This window comes from Rhizobium sp. Root491 (assembly GCF_001427205.1).
GTDB classification, from domain to species: domain Bacteria; phylum Pseudomonadota; class Alphaproteobacteria; order Rhizobiales; family Rhizobiaceae; genus Agrobacterium; species Agrobacterium tumefaciens.
In genome coordinates, this window is the sequence record NZ_LMFF01000001.1 from 59,394 (window position 1) to 82,745 (window position 23,352).

22 protein-coding genes are annotated in these 23,352 nt (G+C 58.4%); 6 read left to right on the forward strand and 16 right to left on the reverse strand.

Annotated features, from left to right (window positions below):
- The first annotated feature begins 30 nt into the window (after positions 1 to 30).
- Positions 31 to 714 (forward strand): glutathione S-transferase family protein, encoded by a 684-nt coding sequence (locus ASD46_RS00305; RefSeq protein ID WP_025593350.1) that lies wholly within the window; start codon positions 31 to 33, stop codon positions 712 to 714.
- Positions 715 to 730: 16 nt separating this feature from the next.
- On the opposite strand, the gene ASD46_RS00310 is transcribed toward ASD46_RS00305, so the two are convergent.
- Positions 731 to 3,163 carry a ComEC/Rec2 family competence protein gene (locus ASD46_RS00310; protein WP_025593349.1) on the reverse strand — a complete coding sequence of 811 codons (2,433 nt, stop codon included), beginning with the start codon at positions 3,161 to 3,163 and terminating at the stop codon, positions 731 to 733.
- Positions 3,164 to 3,469: 306 nt separating this feature from the next.
- On the opposite strand from ASD46_RS00310, the gene gltA reads away from it, so the two are divergent.
- Complete coding sequence (gene gltA / locus ASD46_RS00315) at positions 3,470 to 4,759, forward strand: citrate synthase (protein ID WP_003496202.1); 1,290 nt, start codon at positions 3,470 to 3,472, stop codon at positions 4,757 to 4,759.
- A 130-nt stretch (positions 4,760 to 4,889) separates the two neighbouring features.
- On the opposite strand, the gene lpxB is transcribed toward gltA, so the two are convergent.
- The 14 genes from lpxB to ASD46_RS00385 form a co-directional block, all read right to left on the reverse strand.
- Positions 4,890 to 6,071 carry a lipid-A-disaccharide synthase gene (lpxB, locus tag ASD46_RS00320; RefSeq protein WP_035198207.1) on the reverse strand — a complete coding sequence of 394 codons (1,182 nt, stop codon included), beginning with the start codon at positions 6,069 to 6,071 and terminating at the stop codon, positions 4,890 to 4,892.
- Positions 6,068 to 6,949 (reverse strand): LpxI family protein, encoded by an 882-nt coding sequence (locus ASD46_RS00325; RefSeq protein ID WP_003512855.1) that lies wholly within the window; start codon positions 6,947 to 6,949, stop codon positions 6,068 to 6,070. The genes lpxB and ASD46_RS00325 overlap by 4 nt, the downstream gene beginning before the upstream one ends.
- A gap of 3 nt (positions 6,950 to 6,952) precedes the next feature.
- Positions 6,953 to 7,768: an acyl-ACP--UDP-N-acetylglucosamine O-acyltransferase gene (gene lpxA / locus ASD46_RS00330; protein WP_013636021.1), complete on the reverse strand. Its 816-nt coding sequence runs from the start codon at positions 7,766 to 7,768 to the stop codon at positions 6,953 to 6,955.
- Positions 7,765 to 8,232 (reverse strand): 3-hydroxyacyl-ACP dehydratase FabZ, encoded by a 468-nt coding sequence (gene fabZ / locus ASD46_RS00335; protein ID WP_003512853.1) that lies wholly within the window; start codon positions 8,230 to 8,232, stop codon positions 7,765 to 7,767. Before fabZ ends, lpxA begins: the two co-directional genes overlap by 4 nt.
- Positions 8,225 to 9,292, reverse strand: a complete 1,068-nt coding sequence (gene lpxD / locus ASD46_RS00340) for a UDP-3-O-(3-hydroxymyristoyl)glucosamine N-acyltransferase (protein WP_025593345.1) — start codon at positions 9,290 to 9,292, stop codon at positions 8,225 to 8,227. The genes fabZ and lpxD overlap by 8 nt, the downstream gene beginning before the upstream one ends.
- 49 nt (positions 9,293 to 9,341) lie before the next feature.
- A complete protein-coding gene (bamA, locus tag ASD46_RS00345; RefSeq protein WP_019565536.1) occupies positions 9,342 to 11,666 on the reverse strand; it encodes an outer membrane protein assembly factor BamA in 2,325 nt (774 codons plus the stop codon).
- Positions 11,667 to 11,865: 199 nt separating this feature from the next.
- Positions 11,866 to 12,987, reverse strand: a complete 1,122-nt coding sequence (gene rseP, locus ASD46_RS00350) for an RIP metalloprotease RseP (protein WP_019565535.1) — start codon at positions 12,985 to 12,987, stop codon at positions 11,866 to 11,868.
- Positions 12,988 to 13,036: 49 nt separating this feature from the next.
- Positions 13,037 to 13,870: a phosphatidate cytidylyltransferase gene (locus tag ASD46_RS00355; RefSeq protein ID WP_003512845.1), complete on the reverse strand. Its 834-nt coding sequence runs from the start codon at positions 13,868 to 13,870 to the stop codon at positions 13,037 to 13,039.
- On the reverse strand, positions 13,870 to 14,613 hold the full coding sequence (locus tag ASD46_RS00360; RefSeq protein WP_025593342.1) for an isoprenyl transferase: 744 nt from the start codon (positions 14,611 to 14,613) through the stop codon (positions 13,870 to 13,872). Before ASD46_RS00360 ends, ASD46_RS00355 begins: the two co-directional genes overlap by 1 nt.
- Before the next feature lie 64 nt (positions 14,614 to 14,677).
- Entirely contained in the window at positions 14,678 to 15,235 is a 558-nt protein-coding gene (frr, locus tag ASD46_RS00365; protein ID WP_003512840.1) for a ribosome recycling factor, read from the reverse strand.
- Positions 15,236 to 15,301: 66 nt separating this feature from the next.
- Complete coding sequence (pyrH, locus tag ASD46_RS00370) at positions 15,302 to 16,024, reverse strand: UMP kinase (protein WP_003502561.1); 723 nt, start codon at positions 16,022 to 16,024, stop codon at positions 15,302 to 15,304.
- Between the two features lie 97 nt (positions 16,025 to 16,121).
- Positions 16,122 to 17,048, reverse strand: a complete 927-nt coding sequence (tsf, locus tag ASD46_RS00375; protein ID WP_003512838.1) for a translation elongation factor Ts — start codon at positions 17,046 to 17,048, stop codon at positions 16,122 to 16,124.
- A gap of 362 nt (positions 17,049 to 17,410) precedes the next feature.
- Positions 17,411 to 18,178 carry a 30S ribosomal protein S2 gene (gene rpsB / locus ASD46_RS00380; RefSeq protein ID WP_003512836.1) on the reverse strand — a complete coding sequence of 256 codons (768 nt, stop codon included), beginning with the start codon at positions 18,176 to 18,178 and terminating at the stop codon, positions 17,411 to 17,413.
- A 193-nt stretch (positions 18,179 to 18,371) separates the two neighbouring features.
- Entirely contained in the window at positions 18,372 to 19,214 is an 843-nt protein-coding gene (locus ASD46_RS00385; RefSeq protein WP_019565533.1) for a cell envelope integrity EipB family protein, read from the reverse strand.
- A 116-nt stretch (positions 19,215 to 19,330) separates the two neighbouring features.
- Here ASD46_RS00385 and ASD46_RS00390 point away from each other — a divergent pair, with 116 nt between their 5' ends.
- From ASD46_RS00390 to ASD46_RS00405, 4 genes are all read left to right on the forward strand, one after another.
- Positions 19,331 to 19,801, forward strand: a complete 471-nt coding sequence (locus ASD46_RS00390; RefSeq protein ID WP_003512829.1) for a RidA family protein — start codon at positions 19,331 to 19,333, stop codon at positions 19,799 to 19,801.
- Complete coding sequence (locus ASD46_RS00395; protein ID WP_025593339.1) at positions 19,798 to 20,538, forward strand: glycerophosphodiester phosphodiesterase; 741 nt, start codon at positions 19,798 to 19,800, stop codon at positions 20,536 to 20,538. The genes ASD46_RS00390 and ASD46_RS00395 overlap by 4 nt, the downstream gene beginning before the upstream one ends.
- Positions 20,535 to 21,734 (forward strand): GNAT family N-acetyltransferase, encoded by a 1,200-nt coding sequence (locus tag ASD46_RS00400; protein WP_060641775.1) that lies wholly within the window; start codon positions 20,535 to 20,537, stop codon positions 21,732 to 21,734. Before ASD46_RS00395 ends, ASD46_RS00400 begins: the two co-directional genes overlap by 4 nt.
- Before the next feature lie 126 nt (positions 21,735 to 21,860).
- Positions 21,861 to 22,292: an HIT family protein gene (locus tag ASD46_RS00405; RefSeq protein WP_019565530.1), complete on the forward strand. Its 432-nt coding sequence runs from the start codon at positions 21,861 to 21,863 to the stop codon at positions 22,290 to 22,292.
- A gap of 175 nt (positions 22,293 to 22,467) precedes the next feature.
- Here ASD46_RS00405 and ASD46_RS00410 read toward each other — a convergent pair whose 3' ends face one another.
- Positions 22,468 to 23,319 carry an urea carboxylase-associated family protein gene (locus tag ASD46_RS00410; RefSeq protein WP_025593335.1) on the reverse strand — a complete coding sequence of 284 codons (852 nt, stop codon included), beginning with the start codon at positions 23,317 to 23,319 and terminating at the stop codon, positions 22,468 to 22,470.
- Positions 23,320 to 23,352: the final 33 nt, after the last annotated feature.

Here is a 23,352-nt window from a genome sequence, read left to right on the forward strand (position 1 = left end):
GAAATACGCGTCATATCCGGGAGATACGCCATGTACGATCTTTATATAGCCAACAAGAACTATTCTTCATGGTCGCTGCGGCCGTGGGTATTGATGCGCACGCTCGGTATCGCCTTTGATGAAAAGCTCATTCCGTTCGGCGAAGGCGTCTCCTTCTCCTCCTTTTCGCCGACAGGCAAGGTGCCCTGCCTAGTCGACGAGGGCATGACGGTTTGGGAAACGCTTTCGATCGTCGAATATCTTGCCGAAAGACACCAGGGTGTCTGGGCAAGCGACAAGCATGCGAGGGCCTGGTCGCGTTCGGCCGCAAGTGAGATGCATGCCGGCTTTTCCTCGCTGCGCAATCTCTATCCCATGTCGGTGGGCATTCGGGTCAAACCCAGGGGCGGCGATGCCGGGCTTAAAGCCGATATAAAGCGGATCGATGCGTTGTGGAGCGAGGGTCTCACAAAATTCGGCGGGCCATATCTTGCCGGTCAAAAGTTCACGGCGGTCGATGCTTTCTTCTGCCCGGTTGCATTCCGTTTCCAGACCTATGGCAGCGCGGATCTTTCGCCAGCAGCGAAAGCCTATTGCGACCGGCTGCTCGCCCTGCCTGCCATGCAAGAATGGTACGAGGCCGGTTTGAAGGAGAGCTGGCGCGACGCTGGTCATGAAGAGGAAGTTGGCGGGATCGGCGAATTGACTGAAGATTTGCGCGCCAAGGCCCGATGATCCAAGCTGGCGGCGGTCATTGCGACGCCGCCAGCAGCCGGATGATGGGCTGCGGCAGATCACGGTCGAAACTTCCGCTTTTCCAATCGTAATAACGGTGCTGGCTCCAGGGCCTGTCCGTTCCGGCGATTGCGGCGCGCAGCCCGCTCGCCACACCCTCCTCCCTCTTGTCAGCAAAATCTATTTCCACAGAACCGAGACGCCGCAAGATGTCACGGCTGAGCAGGAGTGCACCCGAGCGGCACTGCGAAAAAGAGGTTCTGCGGGAAACAACGACGATATCGGCAATATCGCAGGCTTTTCCGGCGAAGCGGCCATCGTCCAGAACGACGATCCACTCTCCGCTCGCGGCGCTCGCTACGCACCATATGTCTTTCCTGCAGGTGAAGACGCCAGCTTTGGCGTCTTTGAGCGCCGCCGTCATCTCGCGTACCACCACAGCCATGTCTTCCGGCGACAGTTTCGATCTCGAGTCAGAACCAGCAGTTGCCGTGCTCTCGCCATTTATAAAACCCGGCGGCACGGTTTTTTCCGGCAGCAGCAGTGCCCTTTGCCACTGTCCGTAAACGAAGCTCTGCGGACGGGCTTTTGTGGTTGAGACCTTGCCATCCTCCAGGAGTGCCACCAATTCGCCGTCCTCGTGAATCAATAGATCCGGCAGATCACGATAGGCCGTAACTGCCGACACGCCGAAGGCGAAGAGCAGAAACGGGATGCCAAGAAGCGCAAGCCGGCTGCGCAGCAATGTCAGCGGCAGGAAACCCACCGAAGCCAAACCGATAAACCAGCCATGCGGACGCCCCGTCGCTGCGCTGCCGCCCCAGGAGGCCACCTCGTTTGCAACCTCGATGACGAGTGCCATGCCATAACCCATGATCTTCAGGAACGGCGCATCGAGCCCGAAGGGCATCAGCAGCATGGCGATAAGAGCGAATGGCATGACGATCAGCGACATGAGCGGCATTGCAGCCAGATTGGCGAACAGTCCATAGGTGGTGACACGGTGAAAATGTTCGGCTGAATAGATCGCCGTCGAAAGGCCCCCGATCAGCGACGTCGTGATAACGCCGCCAATGACCGCGCCCATCATTTCCGCCACCTTCAGCCATGCGGGCTTGCGCCCGATGAACAGCCGCTCGCGATCCGTACGCCAACGGCTCCAGAAGGCATAGGCCGAAACAAGCGCTATGGTGGCCGCAAATGACATCTGAAAACTCGGACCCATGATTTCCGAGGGCGAGAAAGCCAGAATGATCAGGGCGGAAATGGCAACGTTTCTGAGGCTGAGTGATGGTTGATCGAAAAGGACCGCGATCAGCATCACAGACATCATCAGCCAGGCGCGCTCGGCGGAAACGGCAAAACCGGAAATCAGATAATAGGCAAGCGTCATCAGCAGTGCCGCGAAAGCCGCGATCTTCTTGACCGGCCAGCGCTGCGCAAAGGCGGGAGACAGGCTGAAAGCCAGTCTCAGGCCAACAAAGAATATGCCGGAGGCCAATGCCATGTTGAGCCCGGATATGGCGACGATATGGGCAAGGCCGGAGAGCCGCAACGCCTCCATCGTCTCCGCCGATATAGCCTGTCTCTCATCGGTGATGATGGAGGCGGCGAAGGCTCCGGCATCACCGCCGATGGTGGTGCGGATGCGTTCGGCAATTGCGCTGCGAAGGCCATAAAGCCGCATATCGGCCCATTCCAACCAACCCTTGTCAGGCCTTGCGTCACCAACGGGTGATACAAGCGCATCCGGTGATTTATAAAAGAAACCGGTCGCGCCTATGCCTTTGAAATAGGACGTGAAGGCGAAGTCGTTCAGTCCCGGCAAGGCCGGGCCGGATGGCGGCGAGAGGCGGACCTTGCCGCGAAGGGTTGCGCCGAGTGCGATCGGCTCGCCTCCGCCACGCGAAAGCACCGATATCCTCTGCGGCGGACGCGACAATGTCGGGTCCGCTGTTGCGGTCAGATCGACGACATATCGCCAGTAGCCGCGTGCATCGACCTCCCGGCGCGCCACAGTGCCGGTGATGGTGGTGGTGACGGGGGTATCCAGCACCACGGTCCCTGCCCTTCGGGTTTCGAAATCTGCCAGAAGCATGCCGAGCAATAAAAAAGCGAAGGGGCCGCAAACCGCCGCCGCAATGCCAGCTTTATATCTCACAAAGAGCGCCAGAACGGCGACAAAAAGAAATGTGGCAATCAAAACGACCGGGGAAGGCGTGGTATCTAGAGAAAACCAGAGTACCGCGCCGCAGCCGATGGAAACGGGAATGAAAAGAAAATCGTGGCCGAATGCGCGCTCCTCGGCCAGGTACGTGGCGATTTTTTCGACCACGGTAGTGTTGCGGTTAATCTCGGGAATAATGGCGGAAGTGTCATATGTTGCCGCATCACTGCTTCGGCGGAGAGGAAACAGAATTTCCCGCGTGCCGGGCAAGTCTCCCTGCATCGTTTTAGCATATTCGAAATGCTGTTTTTCCCCTTGACCGAGCAATCCCCACCGCCCCTTGCCGCACCAAAAACAGGTTTGCAGACCAGCGCTGGGGATTGCAATCCTTTACTTTAACGATGCGTTGACCGAGATTGAATTGCTGCTGCCGGGAAAGCCTGAAGCAACGCGATTGCGTTTGCCGCAATGCACAATTTGACCTTTGGATAGCTTGGCATCCGCGCAAGGATCATATAGCTAATCGGTAGACGCTTAACCGCGGGGCGTATCTCAACGCCCCCACCCGCATGTTTTCGGAGGATCAGTATGACGGAAAAAAGCGCTACAGTGACACTTGGCGAAAAACAGGTCGAACTCCCGGTCAGGGAAGGCACGATTGGACCAAGCGTCGTCGATATCGCCACGCTGTACAAGCACACGGGCTCCTTCACCTACGACCCCGGCTTCACCTCGACAGCCTCCTGCGAATCCAAGATCACCTATATCGATGGTGACGAAGGCGTTCTTCTGCACCGCGGCTTCCCCATCGAGCAGCTTGCCGAACAGGGCGACTTCCTGGAAACCTGCTATCTGCTGCTTTACGGCGAATTGCCGACGGCTGCGCAGAAGAAGGACTTCGACACCCGCGTAACGCGCCACACCATGGTGCACGAGCAGATGAGCCGCTTTTTCACCGGCTACCGTCGCGACGCACATCCGATGGCTGTCATGTGCGGCACGGTCGGCGCTCTCTCGGCCTTCTATCACGACTCGACGGACATTACGGATCCGCATCAGCGCATGGTCGCTTCGCTGCGGATGATCGCGAAAATGCCGACGATCGCCGCCATGGCCTACAAGTACCATATCGGCCAGCCCTTCGTTTACCCGAAGAACGACCTCGATTACGCTTCCAACTTCCTGCACATGTGCTTTGCCGTGCCTTGCGAAGAGTACAAGGTCGATCCGGTTCTGGCCCGCGCCATGGACCGCATCTTCATCCTGCATGCGGATCACGAACAGAACGCTTCCACCTCCACGGTGCGTCTTGCCGGTTCGTCGGGTGCAAACCCGTTCGCATGTATTGCAGCGGGCATCGCCTGCCTCTGGGGTCCGGCACATGGCGGCGCCAACGAAGCGGCGCTCAACATGCTCAACGAAATCGGCACGGTTGACCGCATTCCGGAATACATTGCCCGCGCCAAGGACAAGAACGATCCGTTCCGCCTGATGGGCTTTGGCCACCGCGTGTACAAGAACTACGACCCGCGCGCCAAGATCATGCAGAAGACGATGTACGAAGTGCTGGAAGCCACCGGCAACTCCGACGATCCGATCATGCAGGTCGCGCTCGAACTCGAAAAGATCGCTCTTTCCGATCCTTACTTCGTCGAGAAGAAGCTATACCCGAACGTCGACTTCTATTCGGGTATCACGCTGAAGGCGCTTGGCTTCCCCACGACCATGTTTACCGTGCTGTTCGCACTGGCCCGCACCGTCGGCTGGATCGCGCAGTGGAACGAAATGATCGAGGATCCGCAGCAGCGCATCGGCCGTCCGCGTCAGCTCTACACGGGCGCCGGCAAGCGTGACTACGTTCCGGTTTCCAAGCGTTAAGCCGGGAAACCAACCAACATAAAAAAGCCGGCGGGTTTTATCCGCCGGCTTTTTTGTTGGATATGATCATCGATAAGAATAGCGAAACCTGCCCTGCCAACCCCAGGAAGCAGACAGGATCGCTGCCGGTTCAGCCTTGCTGCTTGCGGCTGTTCAGCACATCGAGAAGGATAAGGGCGCCGGTTTCGCCAGGAGGCACTTCGGTGTGCAAACGCTCCTGCACAAGAGCATAGCCTTCCAGCATCGCCCGCCGTTCGGTGGTGTCGGATGAGAGCCGTTCGGCCCAGCGCAACATCGACCCTGCCCGTACCACCTCGTTGAAATATTCCGGCACCACGACATAGTCGGCAATCAGGTTCGGAAGCGCACCTGTCCAGGTTTTCACCCGCTTGCTCAGCATCGTGAAAATCCAGTCGGTCTTGTAGACCGATATGGTTGGTACGCCGACGAGCGCGAGTTCGAGAATAACGGTGCCGGACGCGGCAATCGCCGCATCGGCGCGCGCAAATGCATTCCACTTGAAGGCGGGATCGATGCCGATTTCAGGCCTGATATCCTGCGGCCATGTTGCTGCCAGTTCGCGGATGCGGTTTTCCTGGCGCGGCACTGTCGGCAGCAGAAACTTCGTCGGGCCGTTGCGCTCGACATATGCTTTTGCCGCTTCCTGAAACGGCTCCATCAACCGGGTCGTTTCGGTGGAACGTGACCCCGGCAGGAGCAGAATGGTTTTCGGTTCGCCGTTGGCAGGCAGGGGCCGCTCAGCCCGCCTCTGCCGCACGGAGAGCACGTCTTGATCGACGCTGAGGCGATGGCCGACAAAGGTTGTCGGCGGGCCGCCGAGACGCCGCATCGCCTCCGGCTCGAATGGAAGCAAGGCCAGAACGTGATCGACATAGGACAACATCGCGGTGGCGCGATATTCCTTCCACGCCCAGACGCTGGGGCAGACATAATTGACGACCGGCAGATGCGGCAATTGTTTGCGTACTTTTTTCGCAACACGATGGGTGAAATCCGGGCTGTCGATGATCAGCAGAATATCCGGCTTGGCGACAATGATTGCCTGCGCAGTCTGGTTGATCCGCGAAATCAGCTTGGGCAGCTTCTTCAGAACCTGCGTGAAGCCCATGATGGAGAGTTCGGAATAATCGAACAGCGAAACCAGCCCCTGCGCCTCCAGAGCCTCACCGCCGACGCCCATCAACTCGACAGAACCCGAGTAATGGCCTTTCAGGGACCGGATGAGATCGGCACCCAGAAGATCGCCCGATACCTCGCCGGCTATAACCGCCACCTTCAACGTTGCCGTCATCCCACCATGTCTCCGCCCATCATGTCTTCACCGAGTGACGTATCGATACCGCAGACGAATATGCCGGCCTGATCTGCCGCCTTCAACATCTCATCGCGATCAAGTACCAGCGCGCGTCCGGCTTCAACGGCGATCCCCGCTAGCCCGGCCTTATGCGCGTTCTCCACCGTTTCCACGCCGATGGTCGGCAAGTCAGCGCGGATATCCTGCTGCGGCTTGCAGAGCTTCACCAGAACACCCTTGCGACGGGTCGAGATGCGGCCCTCAGCGCGTAATGCCGCGACACGCGCCAGCATCGCGTCTGTGCCCTCGACGCCCTCCAGTGCAACGATACGGCCGCCAACGGCGACTGCACCCTGCCCGACATCAAGCGTGCCGAGTGCCAGTGCGGCCTGCGCGGCCTTGCGTATGTCGCGCAGATCGTCTTCAGCAGGTTTATGCGCACCGAAAGGGCCGGTCGTCGCAAGCAGACCGGGTGCGATCTCGTGGGCGCCAATGACTTTTGCCCCAAGCGTGCCGATGACCTTGATGACCATCTGCAAAACGGCGTCATCGCCGCTCGACAGCAAGGTGCGGACGATGGATGGCAGTTTCAGCAATATGCCGATCGTGGGGCGGATTTCCCGCCATTCAGGGCGTCGCGCCACGGCGCCGGAAAGCACGACGCGGTCCACCTGGTTTTCGCGTAGCAGCCGACCAAGCCCGGCGACATCGCCGACGCTAATCACCGCATTGTCGAAACCGCTCCAGTCAAACTGGGAATCATCACGCAGCTGTACAATGAAGGGGTTCTCCCCCATCTCGCGCGCAGCCGCCGCGACATGCAGCGGCAGCTGGCCGCTGCCGGCCACGATGGCGAGACGCCCGCCGCCTGTCACGGCTCACTTGCCCCGGTTTGGCGAAGAAAGCGCGCGGTCGCTGTCCGCACCGATGAAATCGAGGATTTCGATGACCTGGGGGCAATCGAGATATTCTGCGCGGTCAATCGCAGCCGCATTGCTGCGGATAGCGCCTTCGCCTTCGAAGATCTGCTTGAAGACGCGCCTGACCTTGTGAATATCCGCGCGGTCGATACCGGAACGCGTCATGCCAACGACATTCAGCCCGCCGAGAATGCCTGGATTACCGTTCAGCATGCCATAGGGAATGACGTCATAATTGACCGCCGACAACCCGCCGATAAAGGCCTGACGACCGATTCGGGTGAACTGGTGCACGGCACAGCCGCCGCCCAGGATGGCGCGGTCCTCAATGGTGACATGTCCAGCCAGCATCACATTGTTCGACAGGATGATATGGCTGCCGAGGCGACAATCATGCGCCACATGCGAATTGGCGAGGAACAGGTTGTCATCGCCGACAATCGTCTTGCCGCTGCCATCGGAGCTGCCCGCATTCATCGTAACGCCTTCGCGCATGATGCAGCGCGCACCGATCTCGAGCGTCGTTTCCGAGCCATCGTGGCGAATTGCCTGCGGTGTACCGCCAATAACGGCCATTGGATGGATGACCGAACCACGGCCAATGACGGTGAGACCGGAGACGACGGCATGATTGTGCAGTGTGACCTCGTCTTGCAGCGTGACTTTCGCGCCGACATAGCTCAGGGCACCGATGACGACATTTTCACCGATAACCGCGCCGTCTTCGACAACGGCGGTCGGGTGAATTTTTGCCGAAGCCGCGATAGTGCTCATTGCTGGTCCTCGGGGATCATCATCGCACCGACGTCAGCTTCCGCCACCAGCGCGCCTTCGACCTTGGCCTCGCAATGAAATTTGAAGACATTGCCCCGCTGGCGCTGCTTGACCACGTGAATTTCCAGACGATCGCCGGGAACGACGGGTCTGCGGAAGCGCGCATTGTCGATTGTCATGAAATAGACGAGATAACCGCCCTCACCCTGGCTGCGGGCGCAGATCGCACCTGCCGTCTGGGCCATGGCCTCAACGATCAAAACGCCCGGCATGATCGGGCGATCCGGGAAATGACCGGTGAAATGCGGTTCGTTGACCGTCACGTTCTTGATGCCAATCGCCGAATTATTACCATCGATCTCGATGATCTTGTCGATGAGCAAGAACGGGTAACGATGCGGCAAAAGCTTCATGACTTCCAGAATGTCAGCCGCGCCGAGCGTCGTCTTGGTTTCTTCAGCCATCGTTTTTTTCTCCTGTTTTTTTATCACGCCCTTCAGCGCGCGCCAGAATATCGGCCATGTCGCGCAGGAAATACTTCATCGGACGCGCTGGCGTCCCACCATAACGGGCGCCGGCCGGAACGTCGGCGACAACACCGCTCATCGCCGCAATCTGCACACCGTCACCAATAGTGATATGGCCGTTGATACCCGCCGCGCCGCCGATCATCACACCATCGCCGATGCGGGTGCTGCCCGCAATGCCGACCTTGCTGACGATGCCGCAATGTCGGCCGATGCGGACGTTGTGGCCGATCTGAACCTGATTGTCGATCTTGGTACCTTCGCCGATGACCGTGTCGTCCATCGTGCCACGGTCGATCGTCGTATTAGCGCCGATCTCAACATTATCCTGAATGATAACCCGGCCGATCTGCACGATCTTCAGCATGCCGCGCGGACCGGGCGCATAACCGAACCCGTCCTGACCTATGCGCGCTCCGTTGTGAATAATCACATTGTTGCCGATGAGAGCGGCAAGAATGCTCGCGCCGCCGGCAATCGTGCAATCACGCCCCACCTGAACATCCGCGCCGATGATGACACCAGGCCCGATCCGGGTACCGGCGCCGATATGGGCACCAGCGCCAATCACGGCAAGCGGCTCAACAATCACGCCAGCTTCCAGCTTTGCAGACGGATCGACATGCGCGGTATGGGAAACTTCAGCTTCCATCACCACAGTCGTACCGGGACGCATCGCGGCGGGATGCAACAAGGCACCTACCTGCGCAAAAAGCGTGTGCGGGTTTTTCGATATCAGCGCCGGAATGTGAGACGGCAGCATATCCGCAAGTGCGGCGTCACAAATGACGGCGCCAGCCTCACAGGTCGGCAACTCATCGCGGTTCTTGCGAGAAAGAATATAGCAGAGCTGGTCGGGTTTTGCCCGGTAGACCGGCGAAACGGACCTGATGATCCTTTCTCCCGCCGCCTCATCAGACAGTTCCGCCCCAAAACGGTCTGCGATGTCTTTCAATCGCAGTCCCTCGTGGGGCGGAAAAAACGCGTTGTATTCCATTAGCCGGACACTCCAGAACGTTCAAAGTTGCAGTTCTGGACTGCCGATATCAGAAAGTGTTGGACATGCCAAACCGGAAACGCTGTTCCTCGTCGTAGTCTTCCTTGGCGATCGGAACCGCATAGTCGACGCGGATCGGGCCGAAGGGCGATGCCCACATCACGCCGATACCGGCGGATGCTCGGATGGAGTTGTCATCCTTCACGCCTGCGCTGTTGGCAACCTTGTTGCCGTACAGCGTACCGGCATCGACGAAACCGGCGAGACGGAGGCCGAAATCTTCCGGAACACCTGGCATCGGAGCCGTGACTTCAGCAGAAGCCGCGAAGTAGGTCGTACCGCCGATGGAGTCGGAACCGATACGCGGGCCAATACCATCATTCTTGAAGCCGCGAACCTGACGACCACCGAACTTGAACTGATCGAACACCAGCAGATTGTCGCCCGTCGGAACGACGTGACCCGCCTGACCGGTGAGCGAGCCGATAACGTCGTACTCATCCGAAAGCGTGTAGTAGAAGCGCGCCTTGGCGTAGATCTTGTAATATTCGGAATCGCCGCCGAGGCCTGCAAATTCGTTCGTCAAGGCAGCCTGCCAGCCTTCGCGCGGCATGTTGCGGTCGTCGAGCGTATTGTAGTTCAGCGTGTTGGAGATGATGGACTGTGTCCAGTCACCGCCACGGATCAGAGCCTTATAGGGCTCGGCAAGATTGCTGCCGGTTTCCCAATCGCCCTCACCGTCGTAGTTGAGCTGCTTGTAGGTGTACTTGAACGTCGTCGAGAGGTTCTCGGTGATCGGCGCCGTCACGCGCAGTGCGAAGCCCTGCTCGTCGTAATCGTAATAATCTTCGCTGCGGCTCTGGCTCTTGAACAGGTCGAAACCTGCGGCCAGACGGTAACCAAGGAAATACGGCTCGGTGAAGGACAGCGTGTAGCTGCGTGCATCGTCTTCACCCGCACCGGCGGCGAGACGAATGTACTGGCCACGACCGAGGAAGTTCTTCTCTTCGATCGATGCTTCAAGCAGCACACCGTCGTTCTGCGAGTAACCCGCACCGATACCGAACGAACCTGTCGACTGATCTTCCACGTCGACAACGATGACGACGCGATCAGGCGCGCTGCCGCCGGCAGTCGAGACATTGACCTTCGAGAAATAACCGAGCGCTTCAAGACGGCGCTTGGCAGCCGTGATGACAGTCTGGTTGAAAGCATCGCCTTCGGAAATATCGAACTCGCGACGAATGACGTAGTCACGCGTACGCGTGTTGCCACGGATTTCGATACGCTCGACATAGGCGCGCTCGCCCTGATCGACGATATAGGTCACACCGATGGTGTTACCAGACATATCGCGGTCGCCGCGCGGCGTTACACGGGCGAAAGGATACCCCTCACCGGCAACGCGCTTGGAAATCGCTTCCATGCTCTGCTGGACTTCCTTGGCGCTGTAGCTAGCGCCCTGGCGGGTTTCCACGAGACCCTGAAGCTCGGAGCCGTCAATACCCGGAACAGTCGATTCGACTGCGACGTTGCCGAAGTCGTACTTCTTGCCTTCGTCGACCGTGATGGAGATGGTGTATTCGTTCTTGGATTCATCAAGCACCGCGTCGGACGACACGACCCGGAAGTCGGCATAACCACGGTTGTAGTAGAACTGGCGCAGCGCCTCTTCGTCGGCGCGCAGCTTGTCCTCGTTATAGACGTCCTTGCGTGTCAGGAACGACAGCATGTTGGACTTCTTGGTATTGATGACGGCGGCCAGACGACCGTCGCTATAGGAATTGTTGCCGACAAAATCGATGCGGCCGATCTTCGTGCGCTCGCCTTCGTTAATGACGAAAGCGATGTTCACACGGCCCTGACCAACGGAAACGGTCTGGGTGGTGATTTCGACGTCGCTGCGGCCGATCGCGGAATAGGCTTCCTTGATGCGCGCGATATCGGCAGTAACGATTGCCTGATTAAACGGGCCGAGCGGCTGGGTCTGCACGACGCCAGCGAGCTTATCGTCCTTGATCTTGCGGTTGCCGTTGAAAACCACCTGATTGACGAGCTGGTTTTCGTTGACCGTTACAACCAGCGTGCTGCCGGAAACGCGCATGGAGACATTCGAGAAGTAACCGGTGGCGTAAAGACGCTTCACCGATTCATCGATGTCCGAATTGGAAAAGTTCTTACCCGGCGCAATGGTAATGTTGGAGCGTACGGAGTCCGCACCGGATCTCTCAGCGCCACGAACATCAATCTTGCTGATGACGGCTGCATTCGCAACACCAGCAGAGGCAAGCACGCCGAGGCCCGCAACCGAAGAAACACCAGCAGACAGCGCAACCGCCGACACCGCGTTCAAAAATCTTGAACCAGCCTTCATTTCAATTCTTACCTTTTTACGTTGTCCCTCAGCGGGCGGAACCCGACTCCGGCCATGTGCGTCGTTTTACCTGCTTTTCCCCTACAAGCAAGTCAGAACGTTAAATTCTGTTTACTTCGTGATCCAGAGTGGCGCATTCGCCACTTCGGGATAAAAACAGGGTAAACAATCGACTAACAAAACCGTTAAAACACTATCCTCAGCCAATCAAGCTGCTGATATCATTCCATGTTGCAAAAACCATAAGCCCCAAAATCATTGCCATGCCGATACGGAACGCAACCTCCTGCGCACCGGCACCAAGCGGTCTGCCGCGGATGGCCTCGATTGCATAAAACACCAGATGTCCGCCGTCCAGAACCGGCACAGGCATCAGGTTCAAAAGACCGATCGATACGGAAAGGACCGCTGCAAGCTGGATGACGGCCGAAATGCCGAGCGTCGCCATCTGACCGGAAGCCTGTGCTACGCGGACTGGACCGCCCAGTTGATCGGCGTTCATGCGCCCGGTCACGAGGTTACCGATGTAGTTGAAAGTACCGGTGATGACGTGGCCCGTTTCACGCACGCCCTCAAGCAGCGCCTCAGACGGCGAATACTCGATGTGGCGGAAATTGCCGCTGTTCTGATCGGTGACAATGCCGATGATGCCCATTTCCAGCTTGTTGCCGAACTGGTCCGTGGTTTCGGTGCGGGTCGGAACCATCGGCAGCTTCAGCTCCTCGCCTGCCCTTTCGACGGTCACAGTGATCGGCGTGCCCGGACGGATGCCGACATAACGGCGTACGTCCTCGAACGTCTTGACCTTTTCACCGTCGATCGCAACGAGGCGGTCACCGGGGTGCACGCCGGCGGCCGCAGCCGCGCTGTTTTCCCGCACTTCCGCCACGACCGGATCGGCGATCATACGGCCATAGACACCGAACAGGACCGCGAAGATGAGAATGGCGAGAATGAAATTGGCAATAGGTCCGGCGGCAACCGTCGCCGCCCTTTTCCACAGCTTAGCGCCGGAAAGCGTCTGCGCCCTCTCCTCAAGCGACATGTGCGACAGGCCGGAACTATCCGGCTTGCTGGACGCATCCTCGTCGCCGAAGAATTTTACATAGCCGCCGAGCGGTATCGCGGAAATCTTCCACCGCGTGCCGTGCCTGTCGGTAAAGCCGATCAGCTCCGGGCCAAAACCGATGGAAAAGGCGGTGGAGCGAATGCCGCTCCAGCGGCCGACAAGGTAGTGGCCCATTTCATGGACGAAAACGAGCAGGGAAAGTACGAGGACGAAGGGCACGATATAGCCGGTCAGAAAACCGGTCGCCGCCATTATTGTGTTCATGACAATCTGCCCTTTATTTCATGACCTTGCGCGCCGATTAAAAGCCCGGCAACAGGCCGCCGCCCGATCCGGGCACGTCGCCGGTTGCCGCCGCATGCACGAAAGCAATGAGGAATACCGTAAAGCAGGCGAAAACAAGACCGTCAACCCGGTCCATAAAGCCGCCATGGCCGGGAATGAGATGGCTCGAATCCTTGACCTGAAAACGCCGTTTCACGAAGGATTCGAAGAGATCGCCTATCTGGCTGAACACCGAAAGAATGAGAGCGAGCCCAAGCAGCAGCAGGCTGATTCTGCCGTGATAGGCAAGAGACACCGCGCCGCCGCCGATCAATGCGGCCACCGCTCCGCCGATAGCGCCTGACCAAGTCTTGCCCGGTGAAATCGACGGCGCAAGCTTTGGCCCGCCGATGGCGCGCCCGACGAAATAAGCGAGAATATCCGTTGACCAGACGACCGCGAAAATGAACAGGATGGCGACGAAACCGGTCAGCTCATCGCCGCGAATGGCGGCCAGCGATATGCCGCTCAGACCCGCATAAACGATGCCGCCCACCAGCCACCAGTTTCTGCCACGCAACACGGGAAAAAGTGCCGCCGTCAGCGTGAAGCCAGAGAGCAGAGGCAGGTCGAGCGAAGGTTCGCCGAAAATCGTGTTGCCGGCGATGACGGCGACCGCAAACCAGCCCCAGGCATTGCCGGTGGAATTGGTTTCCGACATGCGGGTGATTGTCGCCCATTCATAATAGATGAGGATCGCCAGCAGACCGGCCACGATGCGGAACAGAATGCCGCCATACCAGGTCGCAGCCAAAATGACCGCCGCCATGACGATTGCGGATATGATCCGCAGTCTGAGTTCACGGCTCATCAGGCGCCTGCCACGGCAACCTGCTCGGACAGAGCGCCAAAACGGCGATCACGCGTTGCATATTGCTCGATTGCGGAAAAAAACCGCTGACGGTCGAAGTCGGGCCAATATTCGGGAACGAACAGGAACTCGGAATAGGCAGCCTGCCAGAGCAGGAAGTTCGACAGCCGTTCCTCGCCGCTGGTGCGGATGATCAGATCAGGATCCGGTATGCCTGATGTATCGAGTCTGGCCGAAATAATCTCCGGCGTGATCGATTCTGCATCCAGCCGGCCTTCGGCGACATCGCGGGCAATAGCCATTGTCGCGCGGGCAATCTCGTCGCGGCTGCCGTAATTGAAGGCAATCACCAGCGTCAGCCTGGTGTTGTCAGCCGTCATATGTTCCGCTTCTTCGAGAAGACTGCGGATATCGTTTTTCAGCCCCTGCCTATCGCCGATGATGCGCACACACACGTTTTCGCGGTGCAGTTCCGCTAGGTCGCGCCTAATGAAAGCCTTTAAGAGCCCCATCAGGTCGCTGACCTCGGATTCGGGCCTGCGCCAGTTTTCCGACGAGAACGCGAAAAGTGTGAGATAGCGGACACCGCAGTCGCCGGCCGCACGCACCGTTTCGCGCACAGCCTCGACGCCGCGGCGATGCCCCATCACGCGCGGAAGACCGCGCTGTTTTGCCCATCGCCCATTTCCATCCATGATGATGGCGACGTGCTCGGGTATTGAGGAACGTGTCGTCGTCGGCATATCGATCCAGTAACAGGCAGCGTGGAATTAAAACGAATAAAATACAGGTCTATCGCAAGCGATACTAGACCTGCATGATTTCCTTTTCCTTCTCGCCAAGCAAGCGCTCAATTTCCGAAATCGTGTCGTCGGTGATTTTCTGCACTTTTTCCGACTGTCCACGGCTTTCGTCCTGACCGATATCACCGTCTTTTTCGGCTTTTTTCAGACCATCCATGCCATCGCGACGCACGTGGCGAATCGCCACCTTGGACTTCTCGGCGTAGTCATGAGCTACCTTGACGAGCGATTTGCGGCGCTCCTCGTTGAGTTCTGGCAGCGGGATACGCAGGTTCTGACCATCAACGATCGGGTTGAGGCCGAGATTGGATTCGCGGATGGCACGGTCGACGGCGTTCACCATCGACTTGTCCCAGATGTTGACGCCGAGCATGCGCGGCTCCGGAACCGTGATGTTTGCGACCTGGTTTAGCGGAACGCGCGAGCCATAGGCCTCGATGGTCACCGGATCGAGAATGTTGGCCGAAGCGCGGCCGGTGCGCAGCGATGCGATATCGCTTTTGAATGCATTGATGGCACCATCCATGCGGCGCTTGATATCGTTGAGGTCAATACCACTCATCTTGATACTCCATCTCTATCGGCCGTGGCGGCCGGAATACGCCACAGGGGCGACATCGTTTTTTGATTATTTGTCGTGCACGATGGTCTTGCGGCCGCCGCCGGTCAATATCTGCGCGAAACCGCCCTTCTCGTGGATCGAGAAAACAATGATCGGGATGTGATTCTCGCGGGCAAGCGCGACAGCTGCAATATCCATGACCGCGAGTCCCTTGCCCAGCACTTCGCTGTGGGTCAGCTCGTCGAAACGGGTGGCTGTCGGGTCCTTTTTCGGATCGGCGGAATAGATGCCGTCCACCTGGGTGCCCTTGAAGATCGCTTCCGCGCCCATTTCCGCGGCGCGCAGCGCTGCAGCGGAATCGGTGGTGAAGAAGGGGTTGCCCGTGCCGCCGGCAAAAATCACCACGCGGCCCTGCGCCAGATGGTGGAGCGCTGCACGCTGCGAGAAGCTCTCACAGATTTCCGGCATCGCAATTGCGGACAGAACGACGGTGTCAATGCTGAGCTTGCGCAGGGAGGTTGCGAGCGCCAGCGCGTTGATGACGGTGGCCAGCATGCCCATATGGTCGCCGGTAACGCGATCACCGCCCTTGGACGCCACGGCAACGCCGCGGAAAATATTGCCACCGCCGACGACAACGCCGACTTCAACGCCCATCGCCCTCGCCTCGGCAATATCGGAGGCGATACGGTCTGCAACCGCCACATCGATACCGAAACCCTGATCGCCCATAAGGGCTTCACCGGAAGCCTTGAGAAGAACACGTTTGTAGATCGGCTTGGAAGACATCATGACTCCTCGGAAATGTAACCGAAACGCGGATACACGAAGGGCACCGCGTTGTCACGCGATGCCCTCCCGTTTTCCCAAGATTGGGTAAATATAATCAGCCCTTGGCGACTGCAGCGACTTCTGCTGCGAAATCGCTTTCTTCCTTTTCGACGCCTTCGCCGAGCAGCAGGCGAACCATGCCCGTCACTTCGATGGCAGCACCGGCTTCCTTTTCAGCTTCCTTGACGGCAGCGCCGACAGTGATGTCGGGGTTGATGACGAAAGCCTGCGACAGAAGAGCGACTTCTTCGAAGAACTTGCGCATACGGCCATCAACCATCTTTTCGATGATGGCTTCCGGCTTGCCGGATTCACGGGCCTGCTCGATGAAGACGTTACGTTCGCGCTCGGCCACGGCTGCGTCAACTTCCTCGGCGCGGATGGCGAGCGGGTTGGTTGCAGCGATGTGCATGGCGACCTGGCGGCCGATGGAGCTCAGAACGGCCTTGTCGCCGACCGACTTCAGGGCAACGAGAACGCCAAGCTTGCCGATGCCTTCGCCGGCAGCATTGTGGATGTAGGTCGCGACAACGCCGTGCTCGACTTCGAGTGCTGCCGAACGGCGCAGCGTCATGTTCTCGCCGATGGTGGCGATCGCGTCCTTGATGCTGTCGGAAACGGACTTGCCGGTTGCCGGATAGGTGGCGGCGCTGACGGCTTCAACGGTGCCGTCGGTGGAGAGCGCTACCTGGGCAATGCCGCGAATGAGATCCTGGAACGCGTCGTTGCGGGCAACGAAGTCGGTTTCGGAGTTGAGTTCGACAACAACAGCCTTGTGACCCATGGTGGCGACGCCGATCAGACCTTCGGCAGCCGTACGGCCAGACTTCTTGTCGGCCTTTGCGATGCCCTTGGCGCGCAGCCAGTCGATCGCCGCTTCCATGTCGCCATTGGTTTCAGCAAGAGCCTTCTTGCAGTCCATCATGCCTGCGCCGGATTTCTCGCGCAGTTCCTTCACCATTGCGGCTGTGATTTCGGTCATAGTTTGCCTCTTATCGGTTCGATCGGTCAGCCGGCTGAATTCGCCGTGCCGAAGTTCTGGGTGATGAGTGTACCCGGCCGCACACCCTTTGAAACCGGGACGATTTCAGGAAAGGGTCATGCGCATTCCCAAGTGCTGCGGCGTCTCCATACATCGAAACGATGGGTGCCGCTCAAGTGTGACAGCGTTATGAAGGCTGCCACCGGATTTCATCCGCATCAAAACGCCAGAGACTTCACCGAAGCCCCGACGGAGCGGTTTGAAACGAACAAGGCCGTCAACCCATTTAAGGTCTTTGACGGCCTTGTCATATCCTGGTCGAGGAGACGGCGACACGAAATCGCCGCCAGACAGGGCCTATATCAGGCGCCAGCCTCGTCTTCGAGCGCGGGCTCGATCGGAGCTTCTTCCGAAGCGCCGATGTCGCGGCCGGACGACCCCTGCTGACGCAGGATGCCGTCGATGGCGGCGCGGGCGATCAGGTCGCAATAGAGCGAGATGGCGCGCGATGCGTCGTCGTTACCCGGGATCGGGTAGTCGATGTGATCCGGGTCGCAGTTGGAGTCGATGATCGCAACGACCGGAATGCCAAGACGCTTGGCTTCTTCGATCGCGATCTTTTCCTTGTTGGTGTCGATGATGAACATCAGGTCCGGAACGCCGCCCATATCGCGGATACCGCCGAGAGCCTTTTCAAGCTTTTCGCGTTCGCGCTCGAGGGTCAGACGCTCTTTCTTGGAATAGCCGGTGCCTTCCGAGTTCAGGATCTCGTCAACCTTGCGCAGACGCTGGATCGAGTTGGAGATCGTCTTCCAGTTGGTCATCATGCCGCCGAGCCAGCGGGAGTTGACGTAATACTGGGCCGAACGCTTTGCGCTGTCGGCGATGATTTCAGACGCCTGACGCTTGGTGCCGACGAACAGAACGCGGCCGCCACGAGCAACGGTGTCGGACACGACCTGAAGGGCGCGCGACAGCATCGGAACGGTCTGAGCCAGGTCGATGATGTGGATGTTGTTACGGTCGCCGAAGATGTACGGCTTCATCTTCGGGTTCCAGCGATGCGTCTGGTGACCAAAGTGAACACCAGCTTCCAGAAGCTGACGCATAGAAAAATCGGGCAATGCCATGCCTATTTACTCCTTTTCCGGTTTAACCCCCGCGAAGCGAACAGCGCCGATTTTCATCGACACCACCGGGCGGAACGGACCGGATTTCTCCCGGAACATCCCAAGCTTCGCGTGTGGAATGGTGAGGCGCATACAGTCGCCTCAGATAAAAAGCAAGCATTTCTGCGAAAAAACCACGCAAACGGTCCGTCTTTTAGCGAACCGGCTTGTTTTCGCAGGTTTCCGGCTTGAGGATATCAAGCTTCGCGAGCTTGCCGGTCAGAACGAAATCGCCGTAATCCATCGTCAGATCGCGGGTGATTCCGTTATCGTAAAGCTTGAACGACATGCGGTAGATCGGCAGGGCGTCGGTGCCGGTCTTGTCGTTGTAATAAGCGATCGTCACCGGCCAGAACGCGGCTTTGCCGAATTCGCCCGCCTTGCCGGCCTCGGCATCGCCGTCCTTCGGCATCTGCGCCTTGCCGACCAGCGTCGAAGTGATCAGGCTTTCATCGCCGTCATCCGAGCCGTCGAAAATACGGGATTCGAAGATGCGCTTTCCCTGCTTGGCGTTTTCAATGACCTGAAACATGTGCTCGGTCGGAAATTCGCTGGCGACGAGATCGATCTGACGGGGGTCCGGGCGGGTCAGATCAACCTTCACACCCTCTTTGTTGTCGATTGCAGCGCCCTGCACTTCCTTGTCCAGCTTGTCGTCGGTGTAGGACTTGGTCTCGAAGGTGAACTTTCTGGCCGCCAGGTCCTCGAAGGTCGTCGTCTGCTGGTCGGTCATGCGGACCGCGTCGCCGGTGTTGATCTGTGTCACGAAACGGAAATCCGTCTTGTAACCCTGACAGGCAGAGCCGGTGAATTCATAGACCATGCGGCCCGTCATGCCCTCGATACCGGAACGATCCGTCGCGTCCTTGAGTTCGAGATCGTAGACGGCGCGATGGGCGATGAGGTCCGGAACCGTGACGGGCAAGGCATTGGCACCGTTCGACAGGCCGGTCATGAGCCCTGTGGCGGCAACGAAACCAAGCGTCCTGACAAACATTCAATATCTCCTGTTGGACTCGCTGCTCATATTGTACAAGCAACCGCCCGGCTTTTGGATCAACATCTTCTGAATGCCGGATTCTTGAAGGATTTACAACAAAACCGGAGACGAAAATGTCTGATGTCATCGAAGGCCGCCTCAAGGAACTGGGCTTTACTCTTCCCGTAGCGGCAGCACCTGCCGCAAACTACGTTCCGTTCACCATCAGCGGCAATCTTCTTTATGTATCGGGTCAACTGCCGATGGAATCAGGCAAGATTGCGGTGACGGGCCTCGTTGGCCGCGATGTTGATGTTGCAACCGCCCAGCGCGCCGCCGAATTGTGCGCCGTCAACATTCTCGCACAGGTCAAGGCTGCCTTGAACGGCGACCTCTCGAAAATCCGTCGTATCCTCAAGCTGAACGGCTTCGTTGCCTCGGTTCCGGAGTTCGTTGAACAGCACCTCGTCATTAACGGCGCCTCCAATCTGCTCGCCAACGTTCTGGGTGATGCCGGCAAGCATGCCCGCGCCGCCGTCGGCATGGCCTGCCTGCCCTTCAATGCCGCCGTCGAGATCGACGCGATCGTGGAAATCGACGTATGACACTTAAACTTTCCTGGCTTATCGCCCAGCCCGTCGCCCATCGCGGTTATCATGACCTGAACAAGGTGGTCTGGGAAAACACGCTATCCGCATTTTCGCGCGCCATCGACGCTGGTTTTGCCATCGAATGCGACGTGCAGCTGGCCGCCGATAGCGTGCCGGTGATTTTTCACGACGACGACATGGCCCGGCTGACGGGTATCAAGGGCGACGTGCGCGAACATACCGCCAGTGAATTGTCTCTGCTTTCGGTCGGTAAGACCAAGGACCGCATACCGACGCTGAAACAGCTTCTGACGCTATGCGCCGGCAAGGTGCCGCTGGTGATCGAACTGAAAGGACGTCAGGGCGAAGGCGTCGATGACGGGTTTGCCGAAGCGGTGCTGGAAGATCTCGAGGGCTACAAGGGCCAGGTGGCTCTGATGAGCTTCGACCATCACCTCCTCAGAGACCTGAAGGCTGCAGGCTCGCCCTGGCCGCTCGGCCTTACCGCCGAAGGCGCCAAGCCGGAAGACTTCTTCAAACACTACGAGGCGATGCAGATCGGTGTTGATTTCATCTCCTATCATTGGGGTCATTTGCCCAATAGTTTCATCGAGGCGCAAAGAAAACTTGGGCTTCCCGTGATTACCTGGACTGTCAGGGATGAAAATGCGCGCGAGACTACCTATAAATATGCGGACCAGATGACATTCGAAGGTTTCGACCCGAGAGAGAACCCCTCCGCCACGGCATGACAGAAGACTATACCATACGCGTTGCGCAATCCCTGAGGGATATCGATCCGGACAGCTGGAAACGGCTTTCCGGAACATCACGCAATGTGTCAGGAAAACCGTACAATCCTTTCATTTCCCACGCATTTCTATCCTCGATGGAAGATTCCGGATCGGCCACTGCCAAGACCGGTTGGCTTGGGCACCATCTGCTTCTCGAAAACGCGTCGGGCGAACTCGTCGGAGCCGTTCCGGCCTATCTGAAGAACCACAGCAAGGGCGAATATGTCTTCGACCATGGCTGGGCGGATGCCTTTGAGCGAGCCGGCGGCCATTATTATCCGAAGCTGCAATGTTCGGTGCCGTTTACGCCGGCGAGCGGGCCGCGGCTGCTGGTATCCGAAACCGAAGACGAGACGCGCTTCAAACCGCTTCTGGCATCCGGCCTTGTCCAGGTGACGGAAAAGATCGGCGTTTCTTCCGCGCATGTCACGTTTCTGGAAGACGCCGACCTATCCGCGCTTCTGCCCCGGGACTTCCTGCACAGGACCGATCAGCAGTTCCACTTCATCAATGACGGCTATCGCGATCACAACGATTTTCTCGATGCCCTTTCATCGCGCAAGCGCAAGGGGCTGAAAAAGGAACGTCGGGCAGCGCTGGAAAACGGCATCGAGATCGACTGGTTGACCGGAAGCGACCTGACAGAGGAGATCTGGGACCAGTTCTTCGCCTTCTACATGGATACCGGCAGCCGCAAATGGGGACGGCCCTATCTGACGAGGGAATTCTATTCGCTGATCGGCGAGCGCATGCCTGACGACGTTCTGCTGGTCATGGCCAGACGCGAGGGACGCTATATCGCTGGTGCAATCAATTTCATTGGCTCGGATGCGCTTTACGGCCGGCACTGGGGCTGTATCGAGGATCATCCCTTCCTGCATTTCGAGGTCTGTTACCATCAGGCGATCGATTTCGCGCTGTCGAAGGGTCTGAAGCGGGTGGAGGCGGGTGCGCAGGGTGAGCACAAGCTGGCGCGCGGTTACGTGCCGGTCACCACCCATTCAGCCCATTTCATCGTTCATCCGGGTCTGCGCCGCGCGATTGCCGATTATCTTCAGCGCGAGCGTGAAGAGGTCGAACATATTGGCGACTATCTGGAAGACCACACGCCCTTCCGCAAGGGTGAGCGACAGGAACACGAGCCGGATACATAAAGCGGTCGCGATCTTTCAGATTCGCTGCCTACGCTTTATGCCTTTGTTTTGTCGCATGTCGTTATCGCAAAACCGCTACACGCTTTTAGGCGACATGCTTTAGTCCGTTACGAGGAGAGACCACCGATGACCGCCAGCGCCTATGATGACAACAATATCTTCGCGAAAATCCTGCGCGGCGAAATTCCGAGCCACAAGCTCTATGAAGACGAGCATACGCTGGCTTTCATGGATGTGATGCCGCAGGCACCCGGCCATCTTCTGGTCGTTCCGAAAACCGGCTCGCGCAATCTGCTCGATGCCGACCCGCAAGTGCTGGCAAAGACCATTGCCGTGGTGCAGAAACTGGCAGTCGCGGCAAAGGAAGCCTTCGACGCTGATGGCGTCTTTATCGCCCAGTTCAACGAACCGGCAGCCGGCCAGACCGTGTTCCACCTGCATTTCCACGTCATTCCGCGCAAGGAAGGCGAACCGCTGAAGCCGCATTCCGGCGCTATGGCCGATGGCGAAGTGCTGAAGGCGCATGCGGAAAAGATAAAGGCAGCGCTTGCCTCGTGATGTTTGCCAAGACGCCCACGCGTTTGGCAGAATGTCGGCATCCGCACACCGTCACCCCGGAGCTTATCCGGGGTGCGGCGCGATAAAGTCATTGATCGCGCAATATTCCTCTCGGCGCAGACGCGCCGTGGCTGATTGCCGGATTAGTCCGGCACGACGACCGTGGTGCTTATCATCATTCCACAGGACGATAGGCATTCCTTTCCGGCCAGGGCCAGCCTTCAAGCACCGCCATATCCGGCCGGAATATCTCCACCTTCAGGGGATAGCACGGGACCGCGTCGCTCGAATGGCTGGCACCACAATCGCCGCCGGGGCAAGCGGAGAGCGCGCCGATGAGATCAATTTCCGCGAAGAGTTCCAGATAGTCGCCCGGCCGCACCGGGCTTGCCTTCATGAAATACTGATGCGTATCGCGGGTGAAACCCGTGCACATAAAGACGTTCAGAACATCGTGTACATGCGGTTCCGCCTCGCCGAATGACAGGCCTTTGGCCGCGGCGAGGGCATTGGTGAGGTTCGAATGGCAGCAATGGTGATAGTCGCCGCCGCTCAAAAGCTTGTTGGTGTAGGGATCGCACCGGGTGCCGATCACGTCATGCACGCCACCGCCATCTTCATCCCAGCCATACCATGACAAAGTATCATGGGTGATGGTCGCCATCGGTCGCAGGGACGGCAGATTGCTCCACAGCCGGTTGCCTACGGAAACATGGGTCGCATGCAGGGCGCGGGTTTTGCCGCTGAAAAAGCGCTCCGTCAGATCATGGGCATTCCAGAGATTCAAATCCCCCACCTGCGGGCCTTCGGTGCTAACGATGCGGAAAAAGTGTCCCTTCGGAACATTGAAAGTGCCGCCCTCGCGCGGTGGCACGATGACTTCGTCTATCTTCACCATGGCTTTTTTAGCCTGTTCAAGACGCGCCAGGTCCGGTGTCTGAAGTGTGCCGTTCGGATAAACGACGACGGGACGGACGGCGCGGCGCGCGGCGGCATCAATGGGTTCGGCGGCGGACACGGGGGTCATGAAATCCTCGGATGGATGAAAATGTGACGCGAA

What these genes read in the sequence shown, in the direction of transcription:
- ASD46_RS00305 (WP_025593350.1), top strand. Translation starts at nt 31, where the DNA reads ATGTACGATCTTTATATAGCCAACAAGAACTATTCTTCATGGTCGCTG.
- ASD46_RS00310 (WP_025593349.1), bottom strand. Translation starts at nt 3,163, where the DNA reads ATGCAGGGAGACTTGCCCGGCACGCGGGAAATTCTGTTTCCTCTCCGC.
- gltA (WP_003496202.1), top strand. Translation starts at nt 3,470, where the DNA reads ATGACGGAAAAAAGCGCTACAGTGACACTTGGCGAAAAACAGGTCGAA.
- lpxB (WP_035198207.1), bottom strand. Translation starts at nt 6,071, where the DNA reads ATGACGGCAACGTTGAAGGTGGCGGTTATAGCCGGCGAGGTATCGGGC.
- lpxA (WP_013636021.1), bottom strand. Translation starts at nt 7,768, where the DNA reads ATGAGCACTATCGCGGCTTCGGCAAAAATTCACCCGACCGCCGTTGTC.
- fabZ (WP_003512853.1), bottom strand. Translation starts at nt 8,232, where the DNA reads ATGGCTGAAGAAACCAAGACGACGCTCGGCGCGGCTGACATTCTGGAA.
- lpxD (WP_025593345.1), bottom strand. Translation starts at nt 9,292, where the DNA reads ATGGAATACAACGCGTTTTTTCCGCCCCACGAGGGACTGCGATTGAAA.
- bamA (WP_019565536.1), bottom strand. Translation starts at nt 11,666, where the DNA reads ATGAAGGCTGGTTCAAGATTTTTGAACGCGGTGTCGGCGGTTGCGCTG.
- rseP (WP_019565535.1), bottom strand. Translation starts at nt 12,987, where the DNA reads ATGGCGGCGACCGGTTTTCTGACCGGCTATATCGTGCCCTTCGTCCTC.
- ASD46_RS00355 (WP_003512845.1), bottom strand. Translation starts at nt 13,870, where the DNA reads ATGAGCCGTGAACTCAGACTGCGGATCATATCCGCAATCGTCATGGCG.
- ASD46_RS00360 (WP_025593342.1), bottom strand. Translation starts at nt 14,613, where the DNA reads ATGCCGACGACGACACGTTCCTCAATACCCGAGCACGTCGCCATCATC.
- frr (WP_003512840.1), bottom strand. Translation starts at nt 15,235, where the DNA reads ATGAGTGGTATTGACCTCAACGATATCAAGCGCCGCATGGATGGTGCC.
- pyrH (WP_003502561.1), bottom strand. Translation starts at nt 16,024, where the DNA reads ATGTCTTCCAAGCCGATCTACAAACGTGTTCTTCTCAAGGCTTCCGGT.
- tsf (WP_003512838.1), bottom strand. Translation starts at nt 17,048, where the DNA reads ATGACCGAAATCACAGCCGCAATGGTGAAGGAACTGCGCGAGAAATCC.
- rpsB (WP_003512836.1), bottom strand. Translation starts at nt 18,178, where the DNA reads ATGGCATTGCCCGATTTTTCTATGCGTCAGCTTCTGGAAGCTGGTGTT.
- ASD46_RS00385 (WP_019565533.1), bottom strand. Translation starts at nt 19,214, where the DNA reads ATGTTTGTCAGGACGCTTGGTTTCGTTGCCGCCACAGGGCTCATGACC.
- ASD46_RS00390 (WP_003512829.1), top strand. Translation starts at nt 19,331, where the DNA reads ATGTCTGATGTCATCGAAGGCCGCCTCAAGGAACTGGGCTTTACTCTT.
- ASD46_RS00395 (WP_025593339.1), top strand. Translation starts at nt 19,798, where the DNA reads ATGACACTTAAACTTTCCTGGCTTATCGCCCAGCCCGTCGCCCATCGC.
- ASD46_RS00400 (WP_060641775.1), top strand. Translation starts at nt 20,535, where the DNA reads ATGACAGAAGACTATACCATACGCGTTGCGCAATCCCTGAGGGATATC.
- ASD46_RS00405 (WP_019565530.1), top strand. Translation starts at nt 21,861, where the DNA reads ATGACCGCCAGCGCCTATGATGACAACAATATCTTCGCGAAAATCCTG.
- ASD46_RS00410 (WP_025593335.1), bottom strand. Translation starts at nt 23,319, where the DNA reads ATGACCCCCGTGTCCGCCGCCGAACCCATTGATGCCGCCGCGCGCCGC.